The 20,620-nt window shown below is 70.0% G+C and carries 20 protein-coding genes and 1 pseudogene; 11 read left to right on the top strand and 10 right to left on the bottom strand.

Annotated elements, in window-relative coordinates:
- Positions 1 to 18: 18 nt before the first annotated feature.
- Positions 19 to 816 (top strand): annotated as a pseudogene (locus tag DCN14_RS32050) (LysR substrate-binding domain-containing protein); the annotation flags it as partial.
- Between the two features lie 17 nt (positions 817 to 833).
- Here DCN14_RS32050 and DCN14_RS32045 read toward each other — a convergent pair.
- Together DCN14_RS32045 and DCN14_RS32040 are read right to left on the bottom strand one after the other, a co-directional pair.
- Positions 834 to 1,064, bottom strand: coding sequence for a hypothetical protein (locus DCN14_RS32045; protein ID WP_346265282.1), 231 nt, complete (start codon positions 1,062 to 1,064; stop codon positions 834 to 836).
- Between the two features lie 223 nt (positions 1,065 to 1,287).
- A complete protein-coding gene (locus tag DCN14_RS32040; RefSeq protein ID WP_096508620.1) occupies positions 1,288 to 2,157 on the bottom strand; it encodes a LysR family transcriptional regulator in 870 nt (289 codons plus the stop codon).
- A 138-nt stretch (positions 2,158 to 2,295) separates the two neighbouring features.
- Between DCN14_RS32040 and DCN14_RS32035 the strand changes: the two genes are divergently transcribed.
- On the top strand, positions 2,296 to 3,474 hold the full coding sequence (locus DCN14_RS32035; RefSeq protein WP_096508590.1) for a multidrug effflux MFS transporter: 1,179 nt from the start codon (positions 2,296 to 2,298) through the stop codon (positions 3,472 to 3,474).
- Between the two features lie 141 nt (positions 3,475 to 3,615).
- On the opposite strand, the gene DCN14_RS32030 is transcribed toward DCN14_RS32035, so the two are convergent.
- On the bottom strand, positions 3,616 to 4,545 hold the full coding sequence (locus tag DCN14_RS32030; RefSeq protein ID WP_096508591.1) for an agmatinase: 930 nt from the start codon (positions 4,543 to 4,545) through the stop codon (positions 3,616 to 3,618).
- Between the two features lie 39 nt (positions 4,546 to 4,584).
- Positions 4,585 to 5,841 (bottom strand): MFS transporter, encoded by a 1,257-nt coding sequence (locus tag DCN14_RS32025; protein WP_208001001.1) that lies wholly within the window; start codon positions 5,839 to 5,841, stop codon positions 4,585 to 4,587.
- A gap of 204 nt (positions 5,842 to 6,045) precedes the next feature.
- Between DCN14_RS32025 and DCN14_RS32020 the strand changes: the two genes are divergently transcribed.
- Together DCN14_RS32020 and DCN14_RS32015 are read left to right on the top strand one after the other, a co-directional pair.
- A complete protein-coding gene (locus tag DCN14_RS32020) occupies positions 6,046 to 6,996 on the top strand; it encodes a LysR substrate-binding domain-containing protein (RefSeq protein ID WP_096508593.1) in 951 nt (316 codons plus the stop codon).
- A 209-nt stretch (positions 6,997 to 7,205) separates the two neighbouring features.
- Entirely contained in the window at positions 7,206 to 8,393 is a 1,188-nt protein-coding gene (locus DCN14_RS32015; protein ID WP_096508594.1) for a beta-propeller fold lactonase family protein, read from the top strand.
- 159 nt (positions 8,394 to 8,552) lie between these two features.
- Here the strand turns inward: DCN14_RS32015 and DCN14_RS39070 are convergent, their stop codons facing one another.
- Positions 8,553 to 8,687: a hypothetical protein gene (locus DCN14_RS39070; RefSeq protein WP_006750603.1), complete on the bottom strand. Its 135-nt coding sequence runs from the start codon at positions 8,685 to 8,687 to the stop codon at positions 8,553 to 8,555.
- Between the two features lie 337 nt (positions 8,688 to 9,024).
- On the opposite strand from DCN14_RS39070, the gene DCN14_RS32005 reads away from it, so the two are divergent.
- The 4 genes from DCN14_RS32005 to DCN14_RS31990 all read left to right on the top strand — a co-directional run bounded on the left by DCN14_RS32005 (position 9,025) and on the right by DCN14_RS31990 (position 12,482).
- Positions 9,025 to 9,468 (top strand): hypothetical protein, encoded by a 444-nt coding sequence (locus tag DCN14_RS32005; protein ID WP_096508595.1) that lies wholly within the window; start codon positions 9,025 to 9,027, stop codon positions 9,466 to 9,468.
- Positions 9,469 to 9,563: 95 nt separating this feature from the next.
- Positions 9,564 to 10,376 (top strand): alpha/beta hydrolase, encoded by an 813-nt coding sequence (locus tag DCN14_RS32000; protein WP_096508596.1) that lies wholly within the window; start codon positions 9,564 to 9,566, stop codon positions 10,374 to 10,376.
- Between the two features lie 180 nt (positions 10,377 to 10,556).
- Positions 10,557 to 11,726: a class C beta-lactamase gene (ampC, locus tag DCN14_RS31995; RefSeq protein WP_096508597.1), complete on the top strand. Its 1,170-nt coding sequence runs from the start codon at positions 10,557 to 10,559 to the stop codon at positions 11,724 to 11,726.
- 93 nt (positions 11,727 to 11,819) lie between these two features.
- The gene (locus tag DCN14_RS31990) at positions 11,820 to 12,482 is read left to right on the top strand and encodes an ankyrin repeat domain-containing protein (RefSeq protein ID WP_096508598.1); all 663 of its coding nucleotides are present in this window, start codon (positions 11,820 to 11,822) and stop codon (positions 12,480 to 12,482) included.
- A 108-nt stretch (positions 12,483 to 12,590) separates the two neighbouring features.
- Here the strand turns inward: DCN14_RS31990 and DCN14_RS31985 are convergent, their stop codons facing one another.
- The 4 genes from DCN14_RS31985 to DCN14_RS31970 are packed head-to-tail and all read right to left on the bottom strand — an operon-like array spanning position 12,591 to position 16,278.
- Positions 12,591 to 13,379, bottom strand: a complete 789-nt coding sequence (locus DCN14_RS31985; protein WP_096508599.1) for an ABC transporter substrate-binding protein — start codon at positions 13,377 to 13,379, stop codon at positions 12,591 to 12,593.
- Between the two features lie 49 nt (positions 13,380 to 13,428).
- Positions 13,429 to 14,865, bottom strand: coding sequence for an NAD(P)/FAD-dependent oxidoreductase (locus tag DCN14_RS31980; RefSeq protein ID WP_096508600.1), 1,437 nt, complete (start codon positions 14,863 to 14,865; stop codon positions 13,429 to 13,431).
- Complete coding sequence (locus DCN14_RS31975) at positions 14,862 to 15,161, bottom strand: (2Fe-2S)-binding protein (RefSeq protein WP_096508601.1); 300 nt, start codon at positions 15,159 to 15,161, stop codon at positions 14,862 to 14,864. The genes DCN14_RS31980 and DCN14_RS31975 overlap by 4 nt, the downstream gene beginning before the upstream one ends.
- The gene (locus DCN14_RS31970; RefSeq protein ID WP_096508602.1) at positions 15,154 to 16,278 is read right to left on the bottom strand and encodes an FAD-dependent oxidoreductase; all 1,125 of its coding nucleotides are present in this window, start codon (positions 16,276 to 16,278) and stop codon (positions 15,154 to 15,156) included. The genes DCN14_RS31975 and DCN14_RS31970 overlap by 8 nt, the downstream gene beginning before the upstream one ends.
- Before the next feature lie 149 nt (positions 16,279 to 16,427).
- On the opposite strand from DCN14_RS31970, the gene DCN14_RS31965 reads away from it, so the two are divergent.
- Positions 16,428 to 17,342: a LysR substrate-binding domain-containing protein gene (locus tag DCN14_RS31965; protein WP_096508603.1), complete on the top strand. Its 915-nt coding sequence runs from the start codon at positions 16,428 to 16,430 to the stop codon at positions 17,340 to 17,342.
- A gap of 81 nt (positions 17,343 to 17,423) precedes the next feature.
- On the opposite strand, the gene shc is transcribed toward DCN14_RS31965, so the two are convergent.
- Positions 17,424 to 19,490, bottom strand: coding sequence for a squalene--hopene cyclase (shc, locus tag DCN14_RS31960; protein ID WP_096508604.1), 2,067 nt, complete (start codon positions 19,488 to 19,490; stop codon positions 17,424 to 17,426).
- A gap of 52 nt (positions 19,491 to 19,542) precedes the next feature.
- On the opposite strand from shc, the gene DCN14_RS31955 reads away from it, so the two are divergent.
- Positions 19,543 to 20,262, top strand: a complete 720-nt coding sequence (locus tag DCN14_RS31955) for a TetR/AcrR family transcriptional regulator (protein ID WP_096508605.1) — start codon at positions 19,543 to 19,545, stop codon at positions 20,260 to 20,262.
- Between the two features lie 119 nt (positions 20,263 to 20,381).
- A complete protein-coding gene (locus DCN14_RS31950; RefSeq protein WP_096508606.1) occupies positions 20,382 to 20,600 on the top strand; it encodes a hypothetical protein in 219 nt (72 codons plus the stop codon).
- Positions 20,601 to 20,620: the final 20 nt, after the last annotated feature.

Raw genomic sequence — 20,620 nt, 5'->3', positions numbered from 1 at the left:
TCGCGCATTCCGCCCCGTTCCTCTGACGTGAGCAAGCGGGTCGCGATGCTCGAGACGAGCCTCGGCATCCGCTTGCTGCACCGGTCGACGCGCCGCGTGGCGGTGACGGACGCCGGCGAGCGCGTGGTGGCGTGGGCCGAAAAAATCCTCGACGACGTCGAGCATCTGGTCGAGGACGTATCGACGACGCGTCGCGTGCCGCGCGGCACGCTGCGCGTGTCGAGCAGCTTCGGGTTCGGCCGCAACGTCGTCGCCCCGGCGCTCGCCGAGCTGTCGGATCGCTATCCGCAGCTCAACGTGCGGCTCGAACTGTTCGACCGGCTCGTCGACGTCGCGGCCGAAGGGTTCGACGTCGACGTGCGGATCGGCGACGAGATCGCCGGGCACCTGATCGCGAAGCAGCTCGCGACCAATCATCGCGTGCTGTGCGCGTCGCCGGACTATCTCGCGCGCCACGGCGCGCCGAAGCAGGTCGGCGATCTCGCGTCGCATGCGTGTCTCGCGATCAAGGAGCGCGATCATCCGTTCGGCGTGTGGCGGCTGGATGCGCGCGGCGAGACGGTGTCCGTGCAGGTGAGCGGGCCGTTGTCCAGCAATCATGGCGAAGTGGCCGTGCAGTGGGCGCTGGCCGGACGCGGCATCGTGCTGCGTTCGATCTGGGACGTGCAGCCGCTGATCGACGCGGGACGCCTGCAGCGCGTGCTGCCGGGCGTCACGCAGCCGGCGAACGTGTGGGCCGTGTATCCGGCGCGGCTCGCGCAATCCGCGAAGGTGCGTGCCTGCGTCAATTTCCTGAAGGAGACGCTCGGCGGCTGATGCCGCGCGAACGCGGCTCAGGTCTGCCTCGGGTAGCGCGCTGCCATGCCCGCGCGCACGTCCTGCCGGATGCCATATTGCGCGAACGGATCGCGCAGCCCGTTTTTCGCCGGCGCTTCCATTCCCGTGATCGCCTGCCCGAGCGCCGCAGGCGGCAGCGCCATCAGCATCCCGTCGTCGAGCATGCCGCCGTAGCGGCGCTTCGCATCGCACGGGATCGACAGGCTCGGTTCGCCGGTCGCGAGCACGCGGCTCCGCGAATCCGCACACGCCGACTCGCCGACTCGCCGACGACGCGCCAGTCGAAGCGCTTGTACCCCGACCACTGCAATCCGTTGATGAAGTCCGTCATCGCGCCCGATGGCCGGGCCATGTCTTGGCCTGGCCTGCGGCCCGTTCCGACGAGTGGTGACATCCGGCGCGGCAGCCCGCCATTGCGCGTCATACCGGGGGGGCGTCGCGGCGGGCGCGTCAGTGCGCGAACGTCTCGACGAGCGCGTCGACGACGACGCGCACCCGCGCGGTGCGGGCAAGATCCTGATGGAGTACGAGCCACGTCTCGTACGGTTGCGCGCGCTGCCGTCCGGGCCAGACGCGCACCAGTTCCGGATCGCGCCGCGCGAGGTACGTTGGCAGCTCGCCGAGCGCGAGGCCGGCGCGCACGAACGTGGCGAGCATCAGGCTCGAATCGAGTTCGGCCACGATGCGTCCGTCGGCGGCCGATTCGCCGGCGAGCGTGTCGTGCTGCCGTTGCGTGACGCCCGGCTGGTAGCGCGCGATGTCGTGGCCCGCGAAGCGGCTGCCGGGGCGCGGCTCGCCGAAGCGCTCGAGATAGCGCCGCGTCGCATACAGCCCGACGTCCCAGCGCGCGAGCAGCCGCACGATCAGGTCGGGCGGGTCGGGGCGCGTCGTGCGCACCGCGATGTCGGCCTCGCGGCGCGCGAGGTCGAGGACGCGCGTCGTGGTGCTCAGGAGCACGCGCACGTCGGGATGGCGTTGCTGCAGGCGCTCGATCGCCGGCACGACGAAGTCGACCGCGAGCGCATCGGTCGTGGTCACGCGCACGTCGCCGGCCACGCGCGCGTCGGCGCCTTCGCTGCGCCGCTCGAACGACACGGCCAGCCGTTCCATGCCCTCGGCGGTGTCAAGTACCTGCCGGCCGCTGTCGGTCAGCACGAGTCCGCCGGTGGTGCGCAGGAACAGCCGGCTGCCCAGCGTGCGCTCGAACGCGCCGAGGCGTCGCCCGACCGTCGTCTGGTCGATGCCCAGTTGCTCGGCCGCGCCGCGCAGGGTGCCGGCGCGATGCGCGGCGAGAAAGATGCGAACGTCGTCCCAGTTCATGTCGTGCCGAAGTGATGCGAATTTGCAGGTGAGGCGTGCGATTTCGTGCATTTTCACATGCCCGGCCGATCTCTACCATGCGGCGCCTGAGTTCAATCACATGCGCGCCGGCCGGGCCGGCGTGCGAGGAGCCTTGTCATGCCGCGTCTTTCCCTGATTCTCGTCGTCGCGATGCTGAGCGCATTCGGCCTCGTCGCGTCGGACGTCTACCTGCCCGCGATGCCGGGCATGGCCGCCGATTTCGGCGTTGCCGGCTGGCGGATGCCGCAGACCGTGTCCGCGTACCTGCTCGTGCTGGCCGTCGCGCAGCTGGCTTACGGGCCGCTGTCCGATCGTTACGGCCGCAAGCCGGTGCTGGTGGCCGGCATCCTGATCTACATCGGCGGCTCGCTCGGCTGCGCGTCGGCCGGCAGTTTCGCGGCGTTCGTCGTCTGGCGCATGGTGGAAGCGGCCGGCGCCGCGGCGGGGCTCGTGATCGGCCGCGCCGTGATCGCGGACACCTGCGACACGCGCGTGTCCGCGAAGGTCTATGCGGTGGTCTATCCGCTGGTTTCGCTGTCGCCGGCGCTCGCGCCCGCGATCGGCGGGCATCTCGCCGCGTGGGCCGGCTGGCGCGCCGATTTCGTGTTCGTCGCGGCATTCGGCGGTGCCGCGCTCGCGAGTACGCTCGCGCTGCTGCCGGAAACCCGCCCCGCGCATGCCCGTGCCCGCACGTCGCCGTTCGCCGGGTTCGGCCGCGTGCTGCGCGATGCCGCGTTCCGCCGCTATACGGCGGTGGTGTGTGCGATCTACTGCGCGTGGTTCGTGTACCTGACGCAATCGCCGTTCCTGTTTGCGGCGGCGGGGCTGGACGAGGCGCGCCGCGGCTGGCTCTACCTGCCGCTGACGGCCGGCATCATCGCCGCGAACATCGCGGCGAAGCGTCTGCTCGACCGCTGGCCGTACGACCGCATCGTCGCGGCCGGTATCGCGTGTTTCGTGCTCGGCGGCGTGGCGTTCGGCATCGCGGGCGCGTGCGGGGTCCCGGGCGTCGCGGCGATCGTCGTGCCGATGTGCATCGTCAGTCTTGCGAACGGTTCGTCGCTGTCGCTGGCCGTATCCGGGGCGGTGGCGGGCCGGCACGGTCATGCGGCGACCGCGTCGGGGCTCGTGGGCTTCTGCCAGATCGGCAGCGCGGCGCTGGTCGCGACGGGCGTCAGCACGATGGCCGGCACCGGACGGACGGTGCTGACGGTGTCGATCCTCGTGCTGTCGCTCGTCGCGCTGGCGGCGTGCGTGTCGCGGTCGCCGGTCGCGGGTTCGGTCGATCCGGTGTGATGCGGGAGCGGGAAGCGGGGCCGAGCGCGGTGCCGCGTTGCCCCGTAATGACTGCAAGAGTGAAGAAGTTGGCACGCCGTCGGCGGGCGATGACGGCGATCGTTCCGATCGCCGTGACCGGCGTGCCGGAGGCCGCGACGCTTATCGCGCGAGTCGCCGCGCGCTGGTGCCGATCACGTTGGTCAGCAACCGCACGATCGTCAGCGCGGTCATCTCGCGCACGTCGAGCGCCGGGTGATATTCGACGATGTCGATCCCCGCGAGCCGCGCATGGGCGCACAGGTGGCGCAGGATCCCGCGCGTCTGATGGAACGACAGCCCGCCCGGCAGCGGCGCGACGACGCCCGGTGCAATGGCCGGATCGAGGCCGTCGATGTCGACGGTCACGAACCACGGCGCATCGTCGGTCAGGTGCCGCGTGACGGCCGCGATGCCTTCGTCGTGCACGACCTCCGCCGGAACCAGCACGTTGCCCGAGCGCAGCGCGTCGTCGACGTCGCTCGCCCGCGCGCTGCCGCTGCCGCGCAGCCCCACCTGGACGATCCGGTTCACGAACGGCATTTCGCGAATGCGCCGGATCGGGCTCGAATAGCCATGCCGCTCGCCGTTCACTTCGTCGCGGAAATCGAGGTGTGCGTCGAACTGCAGCACGTTCACCGGCCCGTGTTCCGCGAATGCGCGCACGCACAGCGCCGGAATCGAATCGTCGCCGCCGAGCACGATCGGGATCGCGCCGCGCGCCAGCAGCGACGCGACCGCGGCGGTCACGGCCGCCGCGTTGCGCGCGACGTCGAGCGTGCCGGGCAGGTTGCCGCAGTCGACGCAGGTCGCGTCGGTATCGCCGAACAGCGTGCCTTGCAGGTCGAAGTCGTAGTGCGCGACCTGCCGCCCGTAGCGGAAGCTGCGCTCGCGCACGCGGTCAGGTGCGTTCGACGCGTCGCAATGCAGCAGCGCCGGGCCGTACGGCACGCCGTAAGGCGCGCCGAGCACCGCGAACGTGGCGCGGACCTTGTCCGTATCCGGCTCGATACCCTGGGCAAGAAACGGTACCTTCGGTGAATCGCAAAGCATGTTGTCCTCGTGAAGTGGTCGCGGATAATCGTGCGGCCGTCAGTCGGCGATGACGTGCTCGAGCACGTCGTCGCGGATCGGGCCCAGCATGAAGATGTAGATCAGGCAGCCGATGATCGCCATGATCGACGCCGAGATCAGGCCCGGCGTGAACGAGCCGGTCGCGTCCTTCAGCAGCCCGATCACGGCCGGGCTCGCGATGCCCGCGAGGTTGGAGATGCAGTTCTGGAAGCCGGCGACCGTGCCGGCCACCGAGCGCTCGCCGCGTGCGGACACGTCGGCAGGCAGCGCGAGAATGCTCGACGTCGCGACCGATACGCCGAAGAACGCGATCGACAGGAGCAGCAGCGCGAGCCATGCCTGCGTCGCGAGCCCGGCGAGGCCGATCGTCGCGCTCAGCGCCATCCCGACGACGATGCAGACCTTGCGCGCGACATTCAGTCCGTAGCGGCTGGCGGCGATGCGGTCGGAGATCCAGCCGCCGACCCACGAGCCGACCAGGCCCGCGAGACCCGGCAGGATCCCGTAGAAGCCGAGCTGCAGCAGGCTGAAGCCGCGCTCCTTCACGAGGTAGGTCGGGTACCACGTGATGAAGAAATAGACGACGTAGCCCTGGCACGCGAAGCCGAGCGACATCGCCCACACCACGCGCGACGTGAACAGCTCACCCCATTTGATGCGGACCGGCGCACGCTTCCCGGTGGGGGCGTCCTGCCCGACATGCTTCGCTTCGGCATCGTTGACGAAGCGGTTCTGCGACGGAAACTCGCTCGCGACGCACAGCCACACGACGACCCACACGAGCCCGATCACGCCGGTGAAGATGAACGATGCGCGCCAGCCGTATGCGGTGATGATCGCGGTGCAGATCGGCAGCGCGATCAGCGTGCCGCCGCGCGCGCCGCAGTCGTAGATGCCGGACGCGAGGCCGCGTTCGGTCGGCGGAAACCAGCGCTCGACGAATTTGGTTGCGGACGGGAAGGCCCCGGCCTCGCCGACGCCGAGCAGAAAGCGCAGGCCGAGCAGCGATGCGCCGCCGCGCGCGAGGCTCGTCGCCATCGTGAAGGCCGACCACCAGACGACCGCGCCCGCGAACACGAGCTTCGCGCCGAACTTGTCGACCAGCATCCCGGCCGGGATCTGGCACGCCGCGTAGGTCCAGAAGAAGGCGCCGAGGATCAGACCCGATTCAGCGGACGACAGGTGCAGCTCCGTATTCATGTACGGCAGCGCGACCGCGAGGTTCGCGCGATCCATGTAGTTGGTGACGATCGCGAGGAACGCGAGAAACACCATGAACCATCGGAATTTCGTGGGCTTTTGCGCCCCTGAGTTCGATCTTGTCTGCATCGTTGTCCCCTGACTGCGCGGATCCGCCGCTCTTGTGTTCAAAGGCGTGATTTCAGCGAATTCCGCGCTGTTCCGCCAATACATTGTCGGACCGGAGTCCATAACCGTGGGTTATGCTTTCGCGACGGCGAAGCGTCTGAAGGAGAGGACATGGCAAGGCGAACGCTCAACTATCACCAGGTGGAGTTGCTGTACGAAGTGGTCCGGTGCCGCACGCTGACGGCGGCCGCGCGCAACCTGCACATCTCGCAGCCGGCGGTGACCAAGCAGCTGAAGCTGCTCGAGGAGAGCCTCGGCGTCGAGCTGTTCAAGCGCGAAAAGGGCCGCTTGCTGCCGACCGCCGAAGCGATCCTGCTGTTCGAGCAGACCGAGCGGACCAATGCGAGCCTGCACGCGCTCAACGAACTGGCCGACGGGCTGCGCGCCGGCACGCTCGGCCGTCTCGGCATTTGCGCGTATCCGGCGGTGACGGAGCGGTTGCTGCCCGAGGCGATCACGGTGTTCCAGGCGAAATATCCGAAGGTGTTCGTCGAGGTCGCGATCGAGAATGCGGAACGGATGCTCGATCTGGTCGAGAGCCAGCAGATGGATCTCGGCATCTGCGCGCCGTTTCGCGCGATGCGCAACGTCACCGAGCAGCACCTGCTCGATTCGACGATCGTGTGTGCGATGCGCACCGACGATCCGCTGGCCGCGCGGCGCACGGTGACGCTCGCCGATCTCGAGGAAGGCGGGCTGACGAGCGTCGATGCGCTGGAAGACATCCCGGCGCTCGAGGCGCTGCTGTCGGCGACCGAGAACCGGCACGTGATCCAGGCGCGCGTGTCGAGCTCGGCGCTCGCGTGCCGGATGGTGCAGCTGGCCGGGCGCCGCGCGATCGTCGACAGCCTGACGGCCGCGTCGATCGATGCGACGGGCCTCGCGTTCGTGCCGATCGACACGATTCCGCCGCGCCGGATCGCGATGCTGCGCCCGTCGCTGCGGCCGGGGAGCGCGCTGACCGAAGCGTTCTGCCGGATTCTCGAAAGCCAGGCGAAGCGCCTTCAGGCCGACATGACGCGCCGGTGCCGCAGTACCCGGCGCGGAGCTGCGCAGCCCTGATTCCCGCTTCGCGAGCGACGCATGCGGCGTGGCCCGTTCCGGCGCGCGGCGTCTCTCCGTCCGGCGACGTCGCCCGGGCGCGGCGGCGCGAACCGCGCACGTCACGCCGGCTTTGCGCGCTTTCGTGCATCATGCGGCTGCATCGGCCCGTCGAGCAGCAGGGTCGTGCCATTCCTTGCGTCCGCAACCGATCCGGAGAACCGACCGTCATGCATTCGAACCCTTTCCGCCTGCGCCGCGCCCGCCTGCTCGCCGCGCTGACGCTCGCCACGACCGCCTTCGCCGCGCATGCGGCCGACTGGATCGTGTCCGGCAACGACGGCAAATACCAGCGCGTCGAAGGGCGCGACACCTATCTCGCGTCGCCGCCCGCCGATACGCTGACGCTGCTCGACGCGAGCGTCTTCCCGCCGAAGGTCGCGCTTCAGGTCGACGTCGAGAACGGCATCCAGGGGCCGCCGCAGGCCGTCGCGATCACGCCCGACGCGAAAGTGGCGCTGGTCGGCGCGCCGACGCGCTACGACCCGGGCGCGAAGCAGCTCGTGTACGACACGTTCCTGCAGGTCGTGAATCTCGACGCGTCGCCGCCGGCCGTCACGCGCATCGAACTCGGCACGCATCCGCAAGGCATCGCGATCGACCGCGCGGGCCGGCTCGCGCTCGTCGCGAACGTCGACGGCAGCGTGTCGATCCTGCGGATCGACGGGGCGCACGTCACGCTCGACGGCAACCTGAAGATCGGCAAGAAGCGGCTCGCCGGGATCAGCTTCACGCACGACGGCAAGCATGCGCTCGTGTCGTTGCGCGACGAGCAGGGCGTCGCGGTGCTGAACGTCGACGACGGCAAGGTGACCGACAGCGGTACGCGGCTGAGCACGGGCGTCGCGCCTTACACGATCGACGTGTCGAGCGACAACCGCTGGGCGGTGGTCAGCAACGTCGGGCTCGCGGGGCTGCCGGGCTACACGGGCACGCTTGCGGGCGACGCCGATTCGATCGCGCTGATCGACGTGTCGCACGTGCCGTTCCGCACGGTCCAGTACCTGACGGTGCCGTCGTTGCCGGAAGGCGTCGCGATCTCGCCGAACGGGAAGTGGATCGCCGTGCAGGCGATGGACGGCTCGAACCTGACGCCCGACAACCCGGGCCGCCACGCGCGCGGCAAGGTGGTGCTGTTCGAGATCCGCGACGGCCATGCGGTGCAGACGAGCGAAGTGCCCGGCGGCGAGGCCGCGCAGGGGATCGTGTTCACGGCGGATAGCAAGCACGTGATCGTGCAGTTCAACGTCGAGCGGCAGCTCGCGCTGTATGCGGTGGAAGGCGGCAAGCTGCACGATACGGGCAAGCGCATCGCGCTGTCGGGCGGGCCGTCGTCGTTGCGGACGTTGCCGCGGTGACGGGCCGCGCATGGGCCGGAACGGCATGCGCGTCGTTCCGGTTCGTGCGTGCGAGAGCGGGCCTGCGGTGACGAATGGGGCGCGGGGGCGTGTGGCGGCGCGTGTGGTCGAGCGAGGCCGCGGCGAGCCGATCGGGCGCCGGCGTGCCGCCGCTGGCCGTTACGGACGCAGCAAGTCGAATCCGCCGAACACGACCACGCCGCTGAGCGCGATCATCGCGACCGAGTGCTGGCCGAAATAGAGAATCGCGGCGGCGAGCCACGTCGTCAGGCAGAAGGCGCCGATGCGGGCCATCGTGAGTACCTCGAGATGCGTGATGAAGCGCGTGCGCGGCGCGGCCGTCGCGTCGACGCGAGCGCCAAGGCACGCGACGTGCCGGCGCTGGACGAGCCGGCGCTTGTGCTCGACCGGGCGGGCGCCGATACGGGCGTGCCGTGCGGCGCTGCGGGGAGCCGCCGACGTGTTGCGCCAGCAGACCAGCCGGCGATTTTACCAGCGCGACCGGAGCGCCAATCTGGCCCCTTCGGGAAATTCGGCGCCGCTAAAGTTACATCGGACGAATGCCGTAAACCGATTGGAAGGTATTCCCGAGCAACCGATACGAATCGCAGACCCACGACGGACCGACACGATGCAGATCGATCTCTCTTCAGCCGCGCAGACCCCGCTGACCACCGGCAATACGACCGCCAGCCCGTCCGGCGCGGCCTCGACGTCCACCTCCACCTCGACGGCCTCTGCCTCGGCGTCCTCGCCGACGAGCGGCGCCGCGTCGTCCGACGCCGCGGGCCAGACGCCGGGCGCGTCGGGATCGTCGGCGGTGGATCCCGCTGTCGCGCAGTTGAAGCAGCTCATCGAGCGCTTGCAGAAACAGCTCGCGCAGCTGCAGCAGCAGATGGCGAATGCCGGGCAGCGCGCGAAGAACGATCCGGCCGCCGCGATCGAGCAGCAGTCGCTGAGCGCGGAAGCCAGTTCGATCTCGGCCGCGCTGTCGACGGCGATCGCGCAACTCACGCAGGCGATCGAGCAGACGGGCGGCTCGACCTCGGGCGGCCTGGTGTCGACGCAGGCCTGACGGGCCGCCGCCGCGCCGCATGTGCCGGCGCGGGATGACCGCGCGACGCGCATTACAATCGGAAGCTCGTCTCCCCGCGACAGGACGGCAGCACGATGAATGCGCCATTCACCGACGACGACCTCATCCGCTTCGACACGCAGGGCGGCACGCCGCTGCCGCCGGCCGACACCGCAGGATGGTTGGACCATGATGGCGCGCGCATCTGGCACGCGTCGTTCGGCCAGGGCCCGCCGGTCGTGCTGCTGCACGGCGGCCTCGGCCACGGCGGCAACTGGGGCAACCAGGTGCCGGCGCTGCTCGCGGCCGGCTATCGCGCGATCGTGATCGACAGCCGCGGTCACGGCCGCAGCACGCGCGACGACCACCCCTATTCGTACGACCGCATGGCCTCGGACGTGCTCGCGGTGCTAGACGCGCTGCACATCGGCCGCGCACGCTTCGCCGGCTGGAGCGACGGTGCGTGCATCGCGCTCGTGCTGGCCGCCCGCGCGCCCGATCGTGCGGCGGGCGTGTTCTTCTTCGCATGCAACATGGATCCGGGCGGCACGAAGGAGATGGCGCCGAGCCCGCTGATCGACCGCTGCTTCGCGCGGCACCGGAAGGACTACGCACGACTGTCCGCGACGCCCGAACAGTTCGATGCCTTCGTCGCGGCCGTCAGCGAAATGATGCGCACGCAACCGGATTACAGCGCGGCCGATCTCGCGGCAATCGCCGTGCCGGTCGCGATCGTGCAGGGCGAGCACGATGAATTCATCCGCGTCGAGCACGCGGCGTATCTTGCGCGCACGATTCCGGGCGCGACGCTGACGATCCTGCCGGGCGTCAGCCATTTCGCGCCGCTGCAGCGGCCCGCGCTGTTCAACGCCGCGATGCTCGCCTTCCTCGATCGCTTGCCGGGCTGACGTTCGGCAAGCCGACGCACTCGCTGCATAAGATTTTCTTTATGCTCGCGCAAAAATTCATCGATTGTTGGCGCGCGGCCGGCGGCGGATAGTCCTGCTTCGCCGGGCCCGCCGCCATTGCCGCGCGGTGCATCGGGCCCGGCGCCCACGCAAACCACCGACATCGAAGGAACCGCAACCATGCGATTCGACGCGATACGCATCGCCGCGACGCTGTTCGTCGCCGCGTGCGCCGCCACCACGGCCGGCCGCGCGGCCGCCGCCACGCAGGACGACATTCACGACATCGTGACGCGCAACGTCGCGCCGCTGATGAAGCAGTACGCCATTCCCGGCATGGCGATCGGCATCGTCGCCGACGGCAAGCCGTACGTGTTCGACTACGGCGTGATGTCGACGCAAACGGGCAAGCCCGTGACCGGCGACACGCTGTTCGAGATCGGCTCCGTCAGCAAGACGCTGACCGCGACGCTCGCGTCCGATGCGCAGGCGCGCGGCGAGCTGTCGCTGTCGGACCCGGCCGGCAAGTATCTGCCCGCGCTGCAGGGCAAGCCGTTCGGCGGCGTGACGCTGCTCGAGCTCGGCACGCACACGCCGGGCGGCATGCCGCTGCAGGTGCCCGACAGCGTGCGCGACGATGCGGGCCTGATGCGCTATCTCGGCGCGTGGCGGCCCGCATACACGCCGGGCACGCGCCGCACATATTCGAACGTCGCGATCGGGATGCTCGGGCGGCTCACCGCGAAGGCGATGCACCGCGATTTCTCCGTGCTGATGGAGCAGCAACTGTTCCCCGCGCTCGGGATGATGCATACGTATATCGACGTGCCCGCCGCACGCCGGGCCGACTACGCGCAGGGTTATACGCAGGACGGCAAACCGATCCGGATGACGGGCGGCATGCTGTGGCAGCCGGCGTACGGCGTCAGGACGACGGCGGCCGACCTGTTGCGCTTCGTGCAGGCGAACATGGGGCTCGTCGAGACGCCGCCGCCGCTGCAGCGCGCGCTCGAACGCACGCATACCGGTTATTTCCGTGCGGGGGCGCTGACGCAGGACCTGATCTGGGAACAGTATCCGTATCCGGTCGCGCTGCCGACGCTGCTCGACGGCAACGCGCCGGCGATGCTGCTCAACGCGACGCCCGCGACCCGACTCGAGCCGCCGCTCGCGCCGCGCCAGGACGTGTGGATCAACAAGACGGGTTCGACCAACGGCTTCAGTACGTATGTCGCGTTCGTTCCCGCGAAGCGCGTCGCGATCGTGATGCTCGCGAACCGCAGCTTTCCGATCGCGGATCGCGTGAGGACGGCATACCGGATCGTCGAATCCGTGACCGGCAAGCCGTAACGTCCGTCGTGCCCGCCCGGGGCGGAAGTGCTTATGATGGGCGGGCTATCCGGTGCGCGACGTACGCGACGCCGGTCGACGGAGGGCAATCGCTTGAGTCTCGTATGGGATGGCATCATCGGCGCCGACGTGCTCGACGCCGCACACGTCGCGAACCGGCACGCGCTGGCCGACGCGGCACGGAACGGCGACTGGGCGACGATGCTGGCGCTCGCCGCGCGCGCGCCTGATCTCGTCAACGCGACGCGGCCGGGCGGCACGTCGCTCCATGCGCCGCTGCACCAGGCCGCGTACGGCGGTGCGGCGCCGACGCTCGTCGCCGAACTGCTGCGGCTCGGCGCGTGGCGCATGCTGCGCGATGCGCAGGGCCGGCGACCGGTCGATATCGCCGTCGCGCGCGGCCATCGCGCGCTCGTCGACCTGCTGACGCCGCAGCCGAAGCGCAGCGTGCCGCACGACACGCTGACGCACATCCAGCGCCATTTCCACGCGATGATCGTCGGCCGCATCGCGCACCTGCGCGTCGATGCGCTACGCTTGCCCGAACTCGAACCGCTGCTCGAATTCGACGCGCAAGCGCCGCGCATGTGGTTCGCGGTGCCGGGCATGTACGGCGGGTTCGGCTATGTGCTGCAGGCGGACGGCGATGCAACGACGCTCGTTTCCACAAGCTGGAGCCGGGTGGCCGGCGGCTCGGGGCAGCGGCACGCGATCACGGCGAACGGCTGTACGCTGGTCGAAGAGGGGTTCGTATGATGGGTCGGGTAGCCCGCTGATCGATGCCGGCGGCGACAGCGGCAGCGTCGCCGGCCGGTGCGCCGGGGCGGCATGAACTCGTCCGGCCGGGTGCCGCTGAAGGGCCGCTCAGTTCCCGTACATGTCGAAGTCGAAATACTTCGACTGGATCTTGTCGTACGTGCCGTCGCCGCGGATCTGCGCGATCGCGCGGTTCAGTGCGTCGCGCAGGTCGGTGTCCGCCTTGCGCACGCCGGCCGCGTCGCCGTTGCCCATGATCTTCGGGTCGAACACGACGCCGCCCGCGAACGAAAAGCCCTTGCCGCGCGGCGTCGACAGGAAGCCGAGCTGGCCCTGCACCGCATCCATCAGCACGCCGTCAACGCGCCCGGTCACGAGGTCCGCATACGCCTGGTCGTAGCTCGGGTACGGCACCACCTCGACCTTCGCCGCCGACCATTTGTCGCGCGCATAGGTTTCCTGGATCGTCCCCTGCTCGACCGCGACGCGCTTGCCGGCGAGCTTCGCCGCCTCGGGCAGCAGCCCCGAGCCGGTGCGTGCGATCAGCCGCGTCTGGTTGCGGTACAGGCGATCGGTGAAGTCGATCTGCTGACGGCGCTGTTCGGTCGCGGCCATCGACGACAGGATCACGTCGAACTTGCGCGCCTGCAGCCCCGGAATCAGCCCGTCGAAGCTGCTCGACACCCATACGCATTTCGCGTTGAGCTTCGCGCACAGCGCGTTGCCGAGATCGATGTCGAATCCTTTGACGCTGCCGTCGGTCGCGGTCGATTCGAACGGCGGGTAGGTGGGGTCGACGCCGATGCGGATCGTCGTCCATTCCTTCGCCGAAGCGAGCGTCGCGAAGGCCATCGCGGCCGCGGACAGCAGTATCGTGATGCGCGTCTTGTTCTTCATGATCAGGCTCCGTTCGTGTGGACTAGCGTGGGGGTGTGCGGGCCGCGCGTCAGCTCGGGAATTCGCCGCGCCGGAAATCGTTCGACAGTTCGAGGGCGTCGGCCATCTCGCCGACGGTGACCGGCTTGATCGGCGCGCGGATCCGGTAGTGACCCACGTCGCCGACGTCGCGCTGCTGTACGTCGGCGATCAGTTCGCCGACGGTGGTGCCGCACCAGCGTCCCTGGCACGGGCCCATTCCGCAGCGCGTGAACGCCTTCATCTGGTTCGGCCCCTGGCAGCCGAGCGCCGCGAGTTCGCGGATCTCGCCGGCCGTGATTTCCTCGCAGCGGCACACGATCGTGTCGCCGTCGGGGCGCCGCAATGCGGCGCCCGGCGTGTACAGCGCATCCAGCAGCGGACGCACCGCGAGATGGCGGCGCAGCGCGTGCCGCACCGGGCGTTCGCGTGCGTGTTGCGCCTGGCGATCGAGTGCGCCGAGCGCGGCCGCGATGTCGAGCGCCGATACTTCGCCCGCGAGCCCCGCGGCCTGCGCGCCGCCGATGCCCGCGCCGTCGCCGGCGATCCAGACGTGCGCGACGCTGCTGCGCCCGCGGGCGTCGCATTGCGGACGCCAGCACGCGGCGCGTTCGTCCCATGCGTGCGCGCAGCCGAGCGAGCGCGCGAGCTGCGTCGACGGAATCACGCCCTGATGGAGCAGCACGAGCGACGTGTCGAGCGATTGCGCGACGCCGTCCGCGTCGAGAAAGCGAAGGTGTTGCGCGCGGCCGTCGCCGTCGATGCGCACGTCGGTCGCGCCGCGATAGACGGGAATGCCGGCGTCGCGCACCGTGCGCAGCATGCGCCAGCCCTTGAGCAGATAGTCGGCGCCGCGCAGCGCCGGCAGGGCATGCGGCAGCGCGTGGCGCCATGCGTCGCGCGGCGTCGTGTCGACCAGCGCGCGCACGCGCCGGCCCGCATGCAGCAACTGCGCGGCGAACAGCCACAGCAGCGGGCCGCTGCCCGCGAGCACGGTGTCGGCCGATGGCGCGAGCCCCGACGATTTCAGCAGCGTTTGCGCGGCGCCGACGCCCATCACGCCGGGCAAGGTCCAGCCGCGCACCGGCCACGGGCGTTCCTGCGCGCCGGTTGCAATCAGCACCGCGCGCGCGCCGATTTCGAGCGTGCCGCCCGACGGGCCGCTTTGCGTGAGCATCGCGACCGGTTCCGGTTCGAACGCGATCTGCCACACCATGCTGTGCGGCAGATAGTGCGCGCCGCTCGCGAGCTGCCCGTCGACGAGCGCGCGGCCCGCTTCGTAATCCTTACCAAGCCATCGCGCGAGCGTCGCGGGGGCGTCCGCGACGTTGCGATAGATCTGGCCGCCGGGCGCGCCGCCTTCATCGGCGACGACGACGGACAGCCCCGCATGGCGCGCGGCAGCAGCCGCCGCCATCCCGGCCGGCCCGGCGCCGACGATCAGCAGGTCGTACTGGCGGCGCGTCATGCGAGCCTCGCCTTGCCGTGCATCGCGCACACCTGCATGCCGTCGCGCACGGGCGTCATGCAGCCCTGCACGTTGGGCACGCCGTCGATTTCGACGAGACAGTCGAAGCACACGCCCATCATGCAGAACGGGCCGCGCGGCGTGCCGCTTACCGCGCTCGTGCGGCATGCCGTGGCGCCGGCGGCGAGCATCGCGGCCGCGACGCTGTAGTGCGCGGGCACGTCGTGCGGCGTGCCGTCGATATGGATGCGCACGCGCTCGAGCGGCGCGGCGGCGGGAACGATGGATTCAAACATGCCGGGCATCCGTGGGCGCGGCAAAGCGCGCGGTGGTGAAGGCGGACAGGTCGGCGGGCGCGGTGTCGCCCGCGATCCACGGCGCGACGAGATCGGCATGCGCGGCCGCGAGCGTTACGCCGCTGTGGCAGATCGCGACGAACGCACCGGGGTGCGCCGTCGACGCCTCGTAGACGGGCAGGCCGTCGGGCGTCATGATGCGCAGCGCGCCCCATGCGCGCACGATGCGTGCGTGCGCGAGCGCCGGAAACGCGGTGCGTGCGCGGCGCGCGATGTCGACCATCGCGGGGCGCGTCTGGCCATCGTCGAAGCCGACGTCTTCGGCCGAGTCGCCGAGCAGTACCGAGCCTTCCGGCGTCTGGCGCACGACCAGCGTCGGATAGTCGAGAAACGGCGCGAGGCGCTCGGTGACCATGATCTGGCCGCGCAGCGGCGAGATCGGCGCGAGCATGTCGACCATCGGCGCGAGCCGGGCGTTGTCGAGGCCGGCCGCGAGTACCACGCGACCGGCTTCGAGCAGGCCCGCGCGCGTATCGATCTCGAAGCGCCCGGCGCGCGGACGAATCTCGCTGACTTCGTTGCGCGGCAGGTACACGCCGCCGTTTCGCACAAACGCCTGCAGCATCGCGCGCAGCGTGTAGAGCGGATTCGCGTGACCGTCGTTCGGCGACCACAGCGCGCCGGCCAGCGCCGGCGACGCGGCGGGAATTCGCTTGCGCAGCGCAGCCGGATCGAGCACCTCGTACGACAGCGCCGCGTCCTGCCGATGCAGCGATTCGAGCAGCGCGGCCGCGCTTTCCAGCTCGGCATCGTGCTCGAAGAGCTCGATCCCGCCCGGGCGTTCGAAACCGCAGTCCACGCCGGTCTCGCGCTGCAATTGCGCGGCGAATGCGCGCCAGCGCCCGGACGATTCGCGCGACCAGCGCGCATAGGGCAGGCAGCGTCCGCCCTTGCCCTGCACCCACACCAGCCCGAAGTTGCCGCGTGCCGCGCGAAACGCGATGTCGTCGCCGTCGCACACGGCGACGCGCTTGCCGAGCCGCGCGATGCCCCATGCGAGGGCCATGCCGACGAGACCGCCGCCGGCCACGACGACGTCGAAGCGGCGCGCGGTCATGTGCGGCTCCGGTGGCGGTGGGGAGATCTCTGTGTGTTATGGACCATGATGGCGCGGTTCCTGGCTTCCGTTGCGTTGCGGAACCGATGTTCGGGCAGGCAAAATAGACTGTCCAATACAGCTTGATCAACGACCCATAATCCAATGTTATGACCATGCCTTCGCTGAGGATTCGTCAGATCGAAGCGTTCCGGGCGGTGATGCAGCGTCATACCGTCACGCGCGCGGCACGCGACCTGCATATCTCGCAGCCGGCCGTGAGCCGGCTGATCGCCGATCTCGAGGATCGCGTCGGCTTCGTGCTGTTCGAGCGCGAGCAGGGGCGTTTCACGCCGACCGCGCAGGCGCGCGTGCTGTACGAGGAGGTCGAGCGCGCGTTCGTCGGGCTCGACCGGGTCGCGCAGGCCGCCGAGCAGATCCGCGCGATGCGGCGCGGCACGCTGCGCGTGGCCGGCTCGCCCGCCGTCGCGCTCGACCTGCTGCCGGAGCTCGTCACGCGCTTCTCGGGTGCGCATCCGGGCGTCGACATCACGCTGCTCGCGCACAGCGCGTCGACGGTCGTCGACAAGGTCGCGTCGGGGCAGTGCGACGTCGGGCTGATCGCCGAGCCCGTGCCGCATCCGGCGGTGCGCGGCGAACGGCTCGCGGAAGCGGCGATGTGCTGCATCGTGCCGCGCGGACACCGGCTCGCGCGCAAGCGCGTGGTGCAGCCGGCCGACCTGCGCGACGAACCGTTCATTTCGTTTCCGCCGAGTTTCGAGGCGCGCAGCGCGATCGATCGCGTGTTCGTCGAGGCCGGCGTGTCGCGCGTGCTGTCGATCGAGGCCCAACTGTCGCAGACGATCGTCGCGTTCGTCGCGAACGGCGCGGGCGTCGCGTTGATCGATCCGGTGACGGCTGCGTATGCGGGGCATCGCGTGGCCGTCAAGCCGTTCGAGCCCGTGGTGCCCGATCATTTCTATCTGGTGACGTCGGCATCGCAGCCGCTGTCGATGATCGGCGACGCGTTCTGTGCGGACTTGCGGGACGCGTTTGCGCGGATGCGGGCGTTGCGCGATGCGTAGGCAGGAAGGAGGGAGTCTTCCTGATCGCGCCGGACGCCGTGAGGCGTACCGGTGCATTGCCGTTTCAGCCGGGGTTCCGGCTCAGGCGAGCGCGCTGTCCGTGGCGCGTGTGGCCGGTACGCCGGGCGTGCCGGACGCGGACGACGCGGTGGCGCCCGCATCCTTCGCCCCCGCCAGCCGCCGATAGCGCGCGAGCGCCCACAGCGGGAAGTACGCGGTATAGCCGTGATACTTCAGGTAGAAGATGCGCGGAAAGCCCGGCGCATTGTGCGACCGGTGCCACCAGAAGCCGTCGTCCTGCTGCACCGATTGCAGATACGCGATGCCGCGCTGCACCGAGGCCGATTCGCAGTCGCCGAACGCCATCTGCGCGAGCAGCGCCCACGCGGTGCAGTTCGACGTGCTTTCGCCGCCGTTGGTGCCGGCGAGCGCCGGGTCGATGTAGCTGTCGTTCGTCTCGCCCCAGCCGCCGTCCGCATGCTGTTGCGCCCGCAACCAGGCGAGTGCGCGCGCGATGTACGGCTGCGATGCGTCCTCGCCGGCGAGCGCGAGGCCCGCGAGCACGCTCCAGGTGCCGTACAGGTAGTTCGTGCCCCAGCGCCCCCACCAGCTGCCGTCCGGCTGCTGCGTGCGCTTCACGTAGTCGATCGCGCGCGCGAGCGACGCGCGCTCGTCCGCGCGCTGCGTGACGCCGAAGCACAGCAGCACGCGGCCGGATACGTCCTCGGTCGGCGGATCGAGCAGCGCGCCGTGATCGGCGAACGGGATCGCGTTCAGGTACAGGCGATCGCAGTCGGCGTCGAACGCCGCGAAGCCGCCGTTGCGCGATTGCAGCCCGCGCATCCAGTCGAGCGCGCGCGCGACGCGTGCCGCATACGGATGCGAGCCGTCCGCGTTGCGATGCGTGCGGCCGCGGCGATCGAGCATCGCGGTGACGACCGCGCTGTCGTCGATGTCGGGGTAGTACGGGTTCGCGTACTGGAAGGCCCAGCCGCCCGGTTGCGTGTCGGCGGGCGCGTTCTCGATCCAGTCGCCGCGCAGGTCGTTGACCTGGCGCCCGGCCAGCCAGTCGTAGGCGCGCGCGATGCGCGCGTCGAGTTCCCGCGCCGCCGCCGGCTCGCCGGCTTCCGCCGAGGCCACGCCGCGCGCCTGTTCGAGCGCCATCGTGCTCCACGCCGTATCCCATACCGGCGACAGGCACGGCTGGCAGTACACGCTGCCGTCGGGCCGCGTGACCAGCAGCTTCTCCAGTGCGCGCTCGCAGTCGCGGCGCAGCGGATGATCTTCCGGATAGCCGAGCACGTCCATCATCTGATAGCTGTAGACGATCGGCGGAAAAATCCCGCCGAGCCCGTCCTCGCCGTTCATGCGTGCCGCGCACCACGCCTCCGCATGCCTGATCGCGCGTTGCCGCAGGCGTTTCGGCAGCAGCGGCTCGACGTGGCGCACCACGCGGTCGAGCGCGAGGAACGCGCGGCGCATCCCGCGCGCGGGCGGGAAGTAATGGCGTTCCCGGTCGGGCGGCGTGACGAACAGCTCGGGGATCGCGATGTTGCGCGGATTGCGCGCACGCGCCTTCAGCGAGCACAGCACGAGCAGCGGCACCATCGTCGTGCGCGCCCAGTATGCGACCTTGTACATCGAGATCGGCACCCACTTCGGGAACAGCACGAATTCGACCGGCATGAACGGTGCCGCGCGCCACGGCACCTGGCCGAACGTCGCGAGCAGGATGCGCGTGAACACGTTCGCGCGCGCCGCGCCGCCGAGCGTCAGGATCGCATCGCGGGCGCGGACCATGTGCGGCGCATGCTCGCTGTCGCCGGCCGCCTTCAGCGCGAAGTACGCCTTCACGCTGCACGACACGTCCGGGGCGCCGTCGACGTACAGATCCCATCCGCCATGCGTGTCGAGCCGCTGGATCGCGCGCAGGTAGCGGGCCATCCTTTCCTGGCGCGCGTCGTCGATCCGGTCCATGAAATGCATCATCAGGATGTATTCCGCGGTGATCGTCGCATCGGATTCGAGTTCGAAACACCAGCTGCCGTCGGGCTGCTGAAGGCGCGCGAGCGCGTCGCGTCCACGGGCGATCGCGGCGTCGAGCGCGGACCAGGGGGAAGAGGCGGGTTTGTTCATGCGGCGGATCATACCATCCAGACGGAATGTTTATGTCGAGACCGCGAGTGCTACCATCGCCCCCATGAAAAAACGCCTCGAACCCGCCTTGCGTGACGCAGCCGTGCCCGACGAACCGGCCGGCGCGCGGCGCGCCGACGCCGGGGAAGCGCCCGCTGCCGCCGCGTCTGCCGCCGTCGGCGTGCGGCGAAAGAAAGCACCCGAACAGGTGCGCGCGCAGTTGCTGGCGGCCGCATCGGAAATCGCGACCCGTCACGGCGTGGCCGCGTTGACGCTCGACGCGGTGGCCGAGCGCGCGGGCGTCACGAAAGGCGCGCTGCAATATCACTTCGCGAACAAGCAGGGGTTGCTCGATGCGTTGTTCGGGCAGGCGACCGAGCGTTTCGCGACGCAGATGGAAGCGCGTCGGGCTGCCGATCCGCACGGCGAAGGGGCGGCGGCGCGCGCGTATCTGCATGCGGTGCTCGACACGGCGCAGCCGGCGGCGAGTACCGACGTGCTGCGCGTGCTGGTCGCTTCGATGATTACCGAACAGGAGACGCGCGCGCGCTGGTCGGTGCCGATGCGCGAGTGGACGCGCCCGGACCCGGTGCCGCTCGAGCGGGCGGCGACGCTGATGATCTGCCGGCTCGCGGCCGACGGGCTGTGGATTTCGGAGCTGCTCGACAGTGTCGAGATTTCGGCCGAGCTGCGCGCGGAGATCGTCCGGCAACTGGACCGGATGAGCGGGGGCGAGCCGCCGGCCGTTGCACGCAAGGGGACGCGCGGCGGCCGGCGCGGCTGAGCGCGGTTTCAGTCGGGCGACGACGCGCGAAGTGGCGCGGGCATCCGCTGCGCCTTCGTCATGAAGAACACGCACGTGACGCGCGCGATCACCGTGCGGCCCGTTTCGATCGCTCGTTCATGTGGGTCAGCGCGGCCGTGGACGGGATGGGCATGTGTCCGGCGCGTTTGCTGTTCGTGCGGCGCGCGCTCGAAATGGGCACGCTGGTGGCCTTCCTCGGGTTTCAGGGAGTGCGCGTGAACGGGGGCATGCGCGGTCTGCTGAAGTCGCGCGCCGATTTGCCGAAGCCGAGATGCTTTCAGGACTGGCTGTTTGCCGAGCTGGACGGGCGCGAATAGCGCTATCGGCATGCGTGGAC

This window comes from Burkholderia sp. IDO3, from assembly GCF_003366075.1.
GTDB classification, from domain to species: domain Bacteria; phylum Pseudomonadota; class Gammaproteobacteria; order Burkholderiales; family Burkholderiaceae; genus Burkholderia; species Burkholderia anthina.
This window is presented reverse-complemented; position numbering and strand designations above follow the sequence as displayed.